Raw genomic sequence first — 13,341 nt, 5'->3', positions numbered from 1 at the left:
TAGCAAGAAAAATTGCTTAATGAAATAAAAATTTTACTTTTCTTGATAAAGACAAAAAGACTTCTCTATAAATAGAAAAATCTTTTTATCTGATAGTATCTACTAGTTATTGATTAACGCCATACCAACCAATTGCTTCCCCATGCCAACCTATTTCAACTAATGAATTACGTTCACCAAGATTTACTGTATAGTGATGAGTGGCAGTATAAGCATATGGATTGTAAACGCGATATAGTGGTACTTCTTTATCTTTTGAAGAATACCAACCTATACCTTCATCTTTCCAACCAAGACTGATTAACCAATCTTGCTCAGCCAAACTTGTTGTATAATGATGATCACCATTATTCTTATTATACAAACGATAAACTGGATCTCCTGCTATAGGTGCTGTCCAACCGATACCTTCATTTTGCCAGCCAATTGCAAGTAAATTATTCCGTTCTGAAAGATCCCCTGTATAGAAATGTTCACCAGAGTTTTTATTATATAAACGATACATTATTTTAGCTTCACTATTTTCAACTTGCCAAATAGCATATAAAGTCATTGACCCTGTTACTTTTTCATCAAAATTATAAACTGTGGTACCATTTTTATCTTTAGACCAACCGACAAAACTCATTCCTGCTTTGCTAGGATTAGCTGGTTGTATTACTTTTTCGTCGACAGCTAAGTTTTGAGTCGATGCTTCGCCAGCACCACCTAATAAATCAAAAGTAATTCGGTAGGGCTTGATGGTTTCTCTAACATATTCCCCCGCTGGTAAATTGCCTGCAGCACTAGCGGCAAGAAAAGCATCTGTAGATTCATAATAAACAGTATTATCTCCTTCTCTTTGCCATCTATTTGTGAAAAATTCTGAATCAACTATTTCAGGTAAAGCTACATTAGTTTGTAGTTTTGTGTTATCACCTAGTTTAAGGCTTTTTATGTTAGAACAGCAATAAAGCATTTCATTCATATTAGTAACATTACTGGTATTAAAATTACTTAAATCTAAGCTTGTTAGCTTTTCACAGGATTCAAACATAGAACTCATATTTTCAACATAATCTGTATTAAACTCACTTACATCCAAACTTTTTAAACTTTTACATAAATAAAACATACCTTTCATATCTTTAACCTCTGCTGTCTTAAAGCCATTTAAACCTAAATTTGTTAGATTTATACAGGATTCAAACATACCACTCATATCTTCAACAGCACTGGTATCAAAATTACTTATATCCAGACTTGTTAGCTTTTCACAGTCATAGAACATATAGCTCATATCTTTAACATTATGTGTATCGAAGTTATTAAGAGTTAAGTTTGTTAGATTTATACAAGAATTAAACATATCACTCATATTTTCAACATTTACTGTATCAAAGCTGCTTATATTTAAGCTGGTTAGATTTGTACATAACTCAAACATAACGCTCATATTTTTAACGTTGCTAGTATTGAATTCACTTAAATCTAAACTTGCCAAGTTTTCACAAGCATAAAATATACCTTTCATATCCTTAACCATACTAGTATCGAAATTACTTAAATCTAGATTTGTTAAGTTTATACAGGATTCAAACATACCACTCATGTCTTCAACAACACTGGTATCAAAATTACTTATATCCAGACTTGTTAGCTTTTCACAGTTATAGAACATGTAACTCATATCTTTAACATTACTTGTATTAAATGTACTTAAATCTAAGTTTGTCAAATTTTCACAAGATTCAAACATGCCACTCATATTTTCAGCATCACTAGTATCAAAATAATCCAAACCTTCAATACTTTCTAATGCGTTATAATTATAAAACACCCCTGAAGATTCCTTAGGTGCTTTTACTAAATGGTCAAAAATAATTTTTTTAATCTCAGGAATATACTCATTCCAGGGACTCTGCTACCCATCCATTAATGTTCCACCGTCCAAAATTAAAGTATCTCCATCAAATATCCAAAATCCCTCCTCACCATATGCTCCACCAATAGGTTTATCTGCCTCAGTAACAGCTAAAGCCGAACTTTCCGGAATCAAAAATCCCATGCCTAATAAACAAACTACAGCTAATACCCACTTTATTACTTTTTTACACATCTTTAATTACGCTCCCTTCAAATTGTCTTTTGAAATCATCCTTTAAAATAAGATACGCAAAAAAATTGTAGTCTATTTAAATTTTCAAAAAAATTAGCTTTCAGAAACTATCGCTATTTTCTGAAAGCTAATTCTATTTTATTTTTTTGTTAAAGCATCTTTTGCCAACATTAAACTACCGATAATGCCACTTTCATTTGGTAGTCCCCAGCGAACAATATACTCATCAACATCCGGCGTTTCCATATATCCCGCCATTTCTTCAATAAAAGCTTGACGAATTTTATGCAATAGATGATCTTGATTCATCACTCCGCCGCCAAGCACAATTTTTTCAGGTGCTAAGGTTAAGGTATAATTCATTAATGCTTGAGCAATGTAATTTGCTTGCATCTTCCAAATTGGATGATCTTCAGCTAAGTCTTCCCCTTTAATCTTAGTACGAGCAAAAAGCGATGGCCCAGCTGCTAAGCCTTCTAAGCAATCTTTATGATAGGGACAAGTACCTTCATAAGTATCTTCAAGTAGCCGTTTCACGCGAATATGCCCCATTTCTGGATGAGCGATTCCTTGAAAAATTTCTTGATTCATCACTACACCGGCTCCAATTCCGGTACCTACCGTTAAATAAATACAACTATCTTTTCCTTGCGCCGCACCTTTTTTTAATTCACCATAAGCAGCAGCATTAACATCTGTTGTCCAAACCATCGGAATATCAAAGATTTTTTTCAAAGTGCCTAAGAAATTAAAATCGGTCCAACCTTTTTTAGGAGTTGCTAAAACATAGCCGTAATTTTCGTTTTGTGGATTAATACCAATCGGCCCGAAAGAACCAATTCCCAAACTTTTAATCGGATATTTTTTAAAGAAATCAATGACTTGTTGCAATGTTTTTTCAGGAGCTTCAGTTGGGAAACTAACTTTTTCAATGATTTGTAATTTTTCATCAGCGACAGCACAAACAAATTTAGTACCGCCAGCTTCAATTCCTCCGTACATTTTAATTCCACCTTTCTTTATAAACCAATTGTTCTAATTTCATAAGGTTTTAATTCTTTTGAATATTTTTGTGGCAGCTCATCTTCTAATAAGTTCAATAAAACAGGCGTTGCTTTTTCTTTGCTTAAATTAACTTCTACCACTTCATCTGCCATATTATAGCCTCGTAAAACTAATAAATTATCCTCTTTCCGCCGTTTTAAAGCTGTTATGCCAAAAGCATCAGCTTCAACTGTTAAATAAGCTTTTTTAGCTGGCAACGCCCCTTCTTGTAGAGCCAACTGACCGGTTGTAAACGGTACTTGATTGGCGTACATGTCTTGATAAGTTTGGTAGCGAGAATCTGCGGCTCCATGAATTTCAAGACTGTAATTAAAAGTATGTTCCCCTAAACATTGGGCTTCTGGTGTTGAAAAATAACCCCAATCTCCCATTTCCCCTACCGCTCTTAGTAAAGTCAATGCAATTGTATTTTGGTTAACAATTTCATATTCATTTAAGCCGTAATTTCCCACCGTTAAGCCATAATCTGCTTCATGTAAATTAACAAAAGCTTGTTGATGTTGGGGATTGGTAGGATTTTCCCAGCTAGCAGAAACTTGGTTAGGTCTGCGGACCACTTCATAAATGCTATCAGCTTCATGCGTTGTAACTGTTAATTCTGTCGGAAAGAGCACTCGCAAACGGTGATCTTTCATCTGATTATTCAGGCTTGTTTCAAAATCAATTTTATTACTATTCTTTCTAACAGTCAGTAAAGTTTCAATTTTTAAAGGTGCCGTCTTTTGACTGCGACCAGCTTTGCGATAACGGAAATCAATCACCATTTGTTGCTCTCTTGTTAATAAATCATCAGCCGCCACAGGAATTTGCAACTCATGGCTAATTTTCACTTGGGCAATTTCCGGCGTATCTTTAACGATTTCCACCTTAGCTTGCGTTGTAGCAGACAAAATAGCTTTGTCCCCTTCTGGTTGTTTGAAAATATACTCATTGCCAACATCGCCAACATCTTCAAAACTTAAAAGGTCAGAAAAACTCTTGTGCACTGTTTTATCCGTTACAGTTAATGTGCCGTTTTCAGCAATAACTACTTTAATTTTTTCATTTTCGATTGATTTACCGCCATCTGCAATCAGTGTTTGTGATTCAACTGCCCTTGCTCCTCCAACCAAAGCAAAACTTTCCCAAGAAAGAGCCTGCATATCAGCAATCGGTAATGTCACGGTTAGATATCTTGTCATATAAGGAATTCTAAAACGATCTTTTGGTAAATCATAGTCAAAACGAACTTGTACCTCTGAAATTTCTGCGGGAATAATTTCTCCTTGTAAATTTTCTACATGGAAAGCTGGTGTTGTTTGTTTTTCCAGTTCAGCAAACAATTCTTGAGGTACCCCTTCTGCAAAATTTTTACGTTCAAGTTCAATTGTAATAGTGGCTTCTGCTGTTTTTTTGCTACCACTAGTATTAAACACTACAAAAGGATAACTTTTTGCAGGAAAAGCGGTTGTATCAATCTGCTCTGTGATTTGTCGTAATGCCTCTTCTGCTAAATATTCTCCAACTTTATTAGCATTTTCAAAACGAGTAATCATGCCTCGATGCACATCATCTAAAGAGCAACCACAAATACTGTCGTGAGGGTGATTTTGCATCAATAATTTCCAAGCATAATCCAGCTGGTCATGAGGATAGTTGCCAGTAACTTCATAAGCGATACTCGCTAGTGGCTCCGTGATATTTTCCAATTGTCGTTGAACTTTGGTGTTCCATTGTTTTAAATAGACTCTTGCTGATGCGGTATTTGCTAATGTATACCAACCATCTGTTTCTTGGCTAGTTATTTCTCCATTAACAGTTCCCATATTTTCAGATACATCGGCTTGCACAGCCGCTAAATACTCATCAAAATTAGAATGAATAAATTCATACTCTGGAAATAGCTCATTAGCTAAAGCAATAGTAGCCGTAATATCTTTTTGTAGCGGCTGATGATCAACACCGTTCATCATTAACAAATGATTAGTAGAAGCAAATTTTTCTACATCCGCTAATTTTTGTTGCCAAAATTGTAGGGCAGCTGCTTTTTCAGTTGGAATTTCATTGCCGTTGTTGTACCAATTAGCAAATAGTAAACCGAGAATTTCTGACCCATCTGGTCCTTGCCACCACATTTCAGAAAATTGAGAGGTATAATTTTCAGTAGCTAAAACTTGATTATCAAAACCAATTGGTTTAATTCCGCGACCAAAAACAGCTGCTGATAAACCAGCTAATTTCATCATTTGCGGGGTTTGCCCCATATTGCCAAAAGTATCAGGGAAATAGCCTAACATAACTGGCGTGCCCCATTTACGACTTTCTTCTCTGCCAATTAACATATTGCGCGTGTTAGCTTCTGAGCTAATCAAGAAATCATCTTGCAAAATATAAAAAGGCCCAATTTTTAATTTGCCATCAGTAATAGCTTTTTGTAGAGCAGCTCTTTTTTCTGGGCGAACTTGTAAATAATCGTCTAAAATAATCGTTTGTCCATCCAAATGAAAACTATTAAAAGCGGAATCATTTTCACTTAACTCTAAAACATCATCGATTAATTCAATTAAACGCATATGGTGTTGCTCATAAGCCATATACCATTCACGATCCCAATGACTATGAGAAATAATATACACTTTCTTTTTCATTAGCTGATTTTCTCCTTTATAATCATAAATTTTCAAAAAAATTATTCATAGGAAAAAATACTCCTATGAATAATTTAAAGTCGTTGCTATTTTGCCACTTGAATATCAAAATAATCCATCACTAATTCACAAAACATCATGTTAGCCCAAGAGAACCACTCTCTTGTATAGTTATTAGGATTATCTACATCAAAACCTTCATGCATTAAATGAGTCCCTGCATCTGTTGCTACTAATTGATTTAAAATCCGCTCTTTTTCAGCCTTATCAGCAGTAGTCATGCCTTCCATCGCCATGGCAATTGGCCACACATAATTTTCCGGGGTGTGAGATGAGCCGATTCCTTTGGCAAATTTCCCTTCATAAAAATAAGGATTTTCTTTACTTAATAAAGTTTTACGGGTTCTTAAATAACATTCATCATCCATGTTGCCATAACCTAAATAAGGTGCTGAAATTAAATTCGGTACATTGCTGTCATCTTGAATCGTACCGTTACCTTTACCATCTACTTCATAAGCAAAAATATCTTCGCCAGCTTGATTATTGGTATGCGCATATTGATCAATGCCTGCTTGAATTTCCGTTTTTAACTGTTGGGCTTTAGCAACAATTTCTGAATCTGCTAAAACTTCAGTAAAAATTTCTACCAAATAACCTAAAACTACGACAGCAAACATATTAGATGGCACTAAATAACCATAAGTACAAGCATCATCACTTGGGCGGAAACCTGACCAAGTCATACCTGTTGGCACAACTTTGGCGCCTTTTCCTTCATTATTTAAAGTATCTTCTAAACGGTCAGTATCGCGAATAAAGCGATAAGTTGAATTAGCGTGATTTTGTTCTGTTTCAAAAACAGTCAAAATCTTTTTCACTCCATTAACGAAATCTTCGTTAAATTGATCAACATTGCCAGTGTTTTTATACAATAAATAAGCAAGTTGAACAGGATAACATAAAGAATCAATTTCATATTTTCTTTCCCAAATCCAATCGTTCATTTCTGTATGATCATCTTGGTGGCCTGCACCGTTAGCTGATTCATTAAAAGCGTTAGCGTATGGGTCGATATTAATGTAGAAAAATTGTTTTTTTACTAAGCCACTAATCATCGCTGCTAAATCTTGATCTTCTTTTGCTACTACTAAATATGGTCGCACTTGCGCTGTTGAATCTCGCAACCACATCGCCGGAATATCACCAGTTAATAAAAAAGTAGTGCCATCTTCGTGGCGTTTAACCGTGGTTAATAAGGTATTAGCAAAAGCCGCATTAAAGTTTTCTGCCCAATCTTGATGGGCAGTTCCACATTTTTCGGTAATCATTTCCATAAATGTTGCTACTGACTTTGGTATATCTTTACAACTCAAAATATCACTCCTCACAAATTTGATATATCTTATATGAACATTATACTGTTTGGCTGACTTTTTGTCCACGTTTTCAAATAGTTTTTTATAACTTTTTATGTTAGAATAGCAATATGATATATCATTACAAAAATACATAGCTAACTGAATGATATTTACACTAATTAATCTATTAATTGAGGAGCGAGCTTATGCAACAACCTTTATATAAAAAAATTCTTTTTGACCTACAAGCAGCCATTCAATCCGGAAAAATCCCGGTAGGTAGCCAACTTCCTACTGAAAAAGAATTATCAGAAACTTATCAAGTCAGCCGTATTACTTCCAAAAGAGCTTTAACGGAGTTAGAACAAGCTGGCTTAATTTACCGTGTTCGTGGAAAAGGCAGTTTCGTAAAAAGCCCTGACAAACAAATGCGCAATCCTAAAAAAGCTACCCGTATCCTGTTTTTACTGCCTTTTGTCAATGATTTATCGGTGGGGAACTTCGCAGAAGGCCTTTCCCCTGTTATGCAAAAGAATCAAACAGAAATGATGATGACTACCTTAGAGTTTTTAGGTCAAAAAACGGCTTCTGAAATTATGAATGAATTTGATGGCTTAATTTATTATGCTTTAGATACCGATCAATATTTAGATTTGCTGTTTGAATTTTCTTTAAAAAACTTTCCAGTAGTCGTGTTAGATAAAAAAATATTTGAACTTTCTTTCCCCACTGTTTTATCTGCCAATTTGGAAGGTAGTGCTTTAGCAACTCGCAGCTTAATTGAGGAAGGCCATCAAAAAATCGCTTATCTTTTTGGCAATCAAAAACATCCACAATCGGTACGGCAGCGTTATTTAGGTTATCTCAACGCTTTAAATCAAGAAAAGTTACCTTTTCATACTTTACTAGATGATGAATTAGCGACAAATGCCACGCTACTGGAGTATATAGAAAAACATCAAGTGACGGCTTTTGTTTGCGAAAATGATTTGGTAGCTATTCAAGCCATGAAGCAGTTAAAGGAACATAATTATCAAATTCCCGAAGACTTTTCGATTATTGGCTTTGATGATATTCAAGCCGCTTCTTTAGTAGAGCCACCATTAACGACAATCGCCCAAAATTTTGCTAAACTAGGTGAAGTAGCTGGTAAATTATTAATTGATTGGATAGAAAATAATCAAATTCCCGAAGATATTAAAATTCCCGTTGATTTGATTCAACGGAAAAGCACCAAAGAAAAATAAAATCTTTTAATTACTTCATTTAATAGTTGTATACTTTCAGCTATTGAAGATAAATAAAGCTAATGGAGGAAAAAAATGCTTAAATTTCCAGATAATTTCTTATGGGGTTCAGCAGCTTCTGCCCCACAAACTGAAGGTCATAGTTTAAAAAATGGTAAAAGCCCTTCCACTTGGGATCAATGGTTCCTTTTAAACCCAGAAAAATTCAACGCCAACCAAGGACCTGAAGACACCTCTAATGTCTACGAAGTCTATCGTGAAGATGTTCAACGGATGGCTGAAATCGGCATGAATTCTTACCGGACTTCAATCGCTTGGACACGTTTATTACCTGATGGTAAAACAGTTAATCCTGAAGCAGTCGCTTTTTATCGCGATTATTTCCAAACCCTGTTAGATCACCAAATCCAGCCCATCATGAATCTTTTTCATTTTGATATGCCTTGGTGGTTAATGGAAAAAGGTGGTTGGGAAACCCGTGAATCTGTGGATGCCTTTGCCTTTTATGCCAAAGTAGCTTTTGAAAATTTCGGTGATTTAATTCATAAATGGACAACTTTTAATGAACCACTTGTTCACATTGAAGCGGGCTACCTGCAAGAGTTTCACTACCCAGCAATTTCTGATATGAAACGAGCTATGCAAGTCGGTTACCACACTTTAATGGCTCATTTTTCAGCTGTCAAAACTTTCCGTGAAACTGGGTTAGCTGGTGAAATCGGAATTATTTTAAATGTTACCCCGGCTTATGCTCGTAGCAATTCTTCTGAAGACTTACAAGCAAAAGAATATGCTGATTTATTTACCATTAAGAGTTTCCTTGACCCTTGTATTTTAGGAGAAATTCCTGCTAAATTAATTGATTTAATAAAAGCTAATGATTTAACACCAACAACTTTAGCTGAGGACAAACAACTTATAAAAGACTATCCTATTGATTTCTTAGGGATGAACTATTATCAGCCAATGCGTGTTCAAGCACCAACTAATGCAAAAGTTCCTGCTGAATCAATGGAAGATTTATTTGCCCCTTATGATTGGCCAGAAAAACGCATGAATCCTTATCGTGGTTGGGAAATTTATCCCGAAGCTTTATATGATGTCGCTATGATGATTAAAAATGAGTATCACAATATTCCTTGGTATGTTTCTGAAAACGGCATGGGCGTCGCTGAAGAAGAACGCTTTATGGATGAACATGGTATGATTCAAGATGATTATCGCATTGAATTTATGCAAGAGCACTTAGCCCAGCTGCATAAAGGAATTAGCGAAGGCAGTAATTGTTTTGGTTATCATACTTGGACCTTTGTGGATTGCTGGTCATGGCTAAATGGTTATCGCAACCGCTACGGCTTTTACCGTGTAGATTTAGATAACAATTTTGCTCGCAGTTTGAAGAAAAGTGGTCTTTGGTATAAAGAATTAAGTCAAAATAATGGATTTTAATGAAGTTTTTTATTAAAAATTTGGAGGATTCATAATGAAATTAGCAGCTTTTGATATCGGCGGTTCAGCTGTAAAATATGGTCTTTGGGAAAATCAACAATTATCACAGACCGGCAAATTTGCCACCCCAGCAACCTTTGCAGAAATGCAGTCAGAAATGAAAAAAATCACTACTTTATTTGGCGATAACCTTCAAGGTGTGGCGATTAGCGCGCCGGGAGCCGTTAATGAAAAAGAACGCCGAATCGACGGTATTAGCGCGGTACCTTATATTCATCATCGGCCAATTTATGACGAATTAACCAATTTTCTGCAATTGCCTGTTACTATTGAAAATGATGCCAATTGCGCTGGTATTTGCGAAGTAGAAATCGGTGCTGCCAAAGACGCTGAAAATGTCGTCTTTATGGTAATTGGCACTGGTGTCGGTGGTGCTATTTTTATCAACCGTAAAATTTATAAAGGCAGTCATCTTTTCGGTGGCGAATTTGGCCTAATGAGAAATCAAAATGGTCGGACTTTAAGTTTAAATGGCACGGTTGTTAAAGCAGCTGGCTACTATTCCGAAAAAAACGGTGAAGAAATTAATGGTAAAGAATTATACCGACGTTTCGATGCCGGAGAAGCCTTAGCCATTGAAGAAGTTGAAACAATGTATCAAGCTCTAACAGAATCACTCTATGATATTCAAGTTTCGATTGATCCTGAGGTGATTGTTTTAGGCGGTGGCATTTCAGCTCGTGAAGATATTGCTGAAGAACTAGCGACGCGCTTACAAAAGATGCTGGATGAAGCAACAGTTGGTTCGATTATGCCAACAATTACTACCTGCAAATTCCACAATGATGCAAACTTGATTGGTGCAGCATTGAATTTTGAGAATGTATTTCAAGATAAATCGCAAATATAAAAATTGATATATCCTAAAAAACATAACGTTATAGTTGTGTTTTTTTATTAACTCAGTGACAAAAACGCTATCATTCTATTTCGTATTATAGTAAAATATAAATATGATATATCATTTTACATTTTAGCCGTCAGAACTAATTATCTAAATTTTTCCGATAAGTTCTTACCGCTATTTAAAAGGAGCCTATTTTATGAAAATTCACGAAATTGATACACGTCATGGCACTGCTAATCATTACAGTTTTTCTCATGGAAATTGCCTACCTTATACAGGTGTGCCGTTTGGCATGAATTATTTTTGTCCGCAAACCAAAGAAGAAGAACGTTGGTGGTTTCATCCAGAAGATCATACTTTCTTAGGTTATCGTTTAACCCATCAACCAAGTCCTTGGATGGCTGATTTCAGTCAGCTCGTTTTGACTCCTTATAGTGGCAATTTGGTGGAAAATGATTTTGAACACGTTAAAAGTTCTTATCGCCCTGAAGACAGTATTTTTCAACCCACTCATTTACAGATTACGCAACAACGCTATCAAATTACTTCGCAATTAATACCAAGTATGTATGGTGGTATTTTTACTATCAACTATCAACAAAAACAAAATAGTTTTCTTTTACATTTACCTGGAAAATATTTTATTGAAAGCACGACACCTTATCAACTAAAAGGCTATGTGATTAATCATCATGGCTGCGAAGATCCTGATTTAAAATTCTATTTTTCTTTACATTTTTCTGAGCCTTTACAAACAGAAATCACCAAAGCTCATGGCGAAAATGGCTTTATCCCCTGCTCATTTGGTGATGTTGTTAAACAAACGATTCAATTAGGAACTTCTTTTATTAGTTTAGAGCAAGCTGAACTGAATTTGCAGCGAGAAATTCAGCAAACTGCTCCTGACTACTTAGTCAACAGCCAAAATGAATGGCAAAATTATTTCGATAGAATCCAAGTGGAGCATCAAAATAAACAACAACTTAGCACTTTTTACCATAATTTATATCGAACATTTTTATTCCCACAAACTTTTTATGAAGTAAATCAAGCTGGTGAAAAAATTCATTACGATACTTATAGTCAGCAAGTTCGACCAGGTATTTTATATACCAACAATGGTTTCTGGGATACTTATAAAACCGTTTATCCTTTATATTCCTTAATCGCCCAAGAAAAATATCAAGAAATGTTGGCAGGCTTTTTAAATAGTTATAAAGAAACTGGCTTCTTGCCAAAATGGTTATCACCAGATGAACGTGGTTTAATGCCTGGCACTTTAATTGATGCCGTAATCGCTGATGCAGCTGTTAAGGGCATTGGCAGTGATTTGATGCCTGAATTTTTAGAGGCTATGAAAAAAGGTGCGACTATTCAAAGTGAAAATAAAAATTATGGCCGCCAAGGAACAACAGATTATTTAAAATACGGTTATGTACCTAGTCAATATCATGAATCTGTTAATCATACTTTAGATTATGCTTACAGTGATTTTTGTATTTCTCAAGTTGCCAAAACCCTTGGTGAAACTGACGATGTTAACTATTATCAAAAACAAGCTGGCAACTTCCGTAATATTTTTGATGCTGAAACAGGATTTATGCGGGCAAAAGATACAGAAGGTAATTTCCGTGAAGGTTTCTTAGCTACTCGTTGGGGAAAAGATTATGCTGAAGGTAGCGCTTGGCAAAGTAGTTTTGCTGTTTATCAAGATTTTGCAGGTTTGATCGAAGCTTATGGTAGCTCAGAAATTTTTGAACAAAAATTAATCGAGTTATGTAATCAATCACCTAGCTTTAATGTTGAAGGTTATGGTTCTGAAATTCATGAAATGAGCGAAATGGCGGCAATTGAATTTGGGCAGTTAGCTATTTCTAACCAACCTAGTTTCCACTATCCTTATTTATTTAGTTATTTAGGTAAACCAGAAATGGCGCAACCACTAATTAAACAATTATTAACACAAACTTTTGATGATTCAATCAATGGTTATCCCGGCGACGAGGACAACGGTAGTATGGCTGGCTGGTATATTTTCAATTGTCTAGGCTTTTATCCAGTAACACCTGGCTCTGGAGAATATGTAATTGGTATGCCTTTACTAGATAAAGTCACGCTTAAATTATCCAATGGTAAAGACTTATCTATTGAATCTACACCAAATAAACCACAGCAACAATTTATTCATGAAATCAAACGCAATGGTGAAACACATCACAATTTATTCTTCCAACATCAAGATTTGATGAATGGCGGCGAAATCAATTATCAATTAGGTATTGTCCCTAATTCTAAAAAATATACTGCTGAAGAATTACCATTTTCATTAAGTAAATAGCAAAGAACTCACGACATTAAAGTTATTGTATGTCGTGAGTTTTTATTAAGAGTTTCAAATTGCCCCTTTAACGCATATTGAATATCATTTAAATTTGCTACGTAATAAATAACTCCGTTATATGATATGTTCATAAAAAAACTCTGTATCAGATTGGATTTGAGTCAATATCTTGGACACATTTTAGTAGAGACGGCTATGCCAATTTCTTTTTTGACAGGTCTTCAAACTCCTGTGGAGTTAGATAGC

At 35.1% G+C, this 13,341-nt stretch carries 9 protein-coding genes; 4 read left to right on the top strand and 5 right to left on the bottom strand.

Annotated elements, in window-relative coordinates; genetic code table 11:
* Positions 1 to 106: 106 nt before the first annotated feature.
* The 5 genes from M2139_RS10625 to M2139_RS10605 all read right to left on the bottom strand — a co-directional run bounded on the left by M2139_RS10625 (position 107) and on the right by M2139_RS10605 (position 7,166).
* Complete coding sequence (locus M2139_RS10625; protein WP_280738854.1) at positions 107 to 1,819, bottom strand: BspA family leucine-rich repeat surface protein; 1,713 nt, start codon at positions 1,817 to 1,819, stop codon at positions 107 to 109.
* A gap of 84 nt (positions 1,820 to 1,903) precedes the next feature.
* Positions 1,904 to 2,098, bottom strand: coding sequence for a hypothetical protein (locus M2139_RS10620; RefSeq protein WP_280738855.1), 195 nt, complete (start codon positions 2,096 to 2,098; stop codon positions 1,904 to 1,906).
* Between the two features lie 138 nt (positions 2,099 to 2,236).
* Complete coding sequence (locus M2139_RS10615; protein WP_280738856.1) at positions 2,237 to 3,100, bottom strand: ROK family protein; 864 nt, start codon at positions 3,098 to 3,100, stop codon at positions 2,237 to 2,239.
* 17 nt (positions 3,101 to 3,117) lie between these two features.
* A complete protein-coding gene (locus M2139_RS10610; protein WP_280738857.1) occupies positions 3,118 to 5,790 on the bottom strand; it encodes an alpha-mannosidase in 2,673 nt (890 codons plus the stop codon).
* 86 nt (positions 5,791 to 5,876) lie between these two features.
* Positions 5,877 to 7,166: a glycoside hydrolase family 125 protein gene (locus M2139_RS10605; RefSeq protein WP_280738858.1), complete on the bottom strand. Its 1,290-nt coding sequence runs from the start codon at positions 7,164 to 7,166 to the stop codon at positions 5,877 to 5,879.
* 191 nt (positions 7,167 to 7,357) lie between these two features.
* Between M2139_RS10605 and M2139_RS10600 the strand changes: the two genes are divergently transcribed.
* The 4 genes from M2139_RS10600 (at position 7,358) to M2139_RS10585 (ending at position 13,092) form a co-directional block, all read left to right on the top strand.
* On the top strand, positions 7,358 to 8,398 hold the full coding sequence (locus tag M2139_RS10600) for a substrate-binding domain-containing protein (RefSeq protein ID WP_280738859.1): 1,041 nt from the start codon (positions 7,358 to 7,360) through the stop codon (positions 8,396 to 8,398).
* Between the two features lie 75 nt (positions 8,399 to 8,473).
* On the top strand, positions 8,474 to 9,847 hold the full coding sequence (locus tag M2139_RS10595; protein WP_280738860.1) for a glycoside hydrolase family 1 protein: 1,374 nt from the start codon (positions 8,474 to 8,476) through the stop codon (positions 9,845 to 9,847).
* A gap of 34 nt (positions 9,848 to 9,881) precedes the next feature.
* Positions 9,882 to 10,757 carry an ROK family protein gene (locus tag M2139_RS10590; protein WP_280738861.1) on the top strand — a complete coding sequence of 292 codons (876 nt, stop codon included), beginning with the start codon at positions 9,882 to 9,884 and terminating at the stop codon, positions 10,755 to 10,757.
* 193 nt (positions 10,758 to 10,950) lie between these two features.
* The gene (locus M2139_RS10585) at positions 10,951 to 13,092 is read left to right on the top strand and encodes a GH92 family glycosyl hydrolase (RefSeq protein WP_280738862.1); all 2,142 of its coding nucleotides are present in this window, start codon (positions 10,951 to 10,953) and stop codon (positions 13,090 to 13,092) included.
* Positions 13,093 to 13,341: the final 249 nt, after the last annotated feature.

Origin of the sequence: Enterococcus sp. PF1-24 (assembly GCF_029893325.1) — a bacterium.
Lineage (GTDB): Bacteria > Bacillota > Bacilli > Lactobacillales > Enterococcaceae > HY326.
Note: the sequence above shows the minus strand (reverse complement) of the source record. Positions and strands in the feature narration are given on the sequence as shown.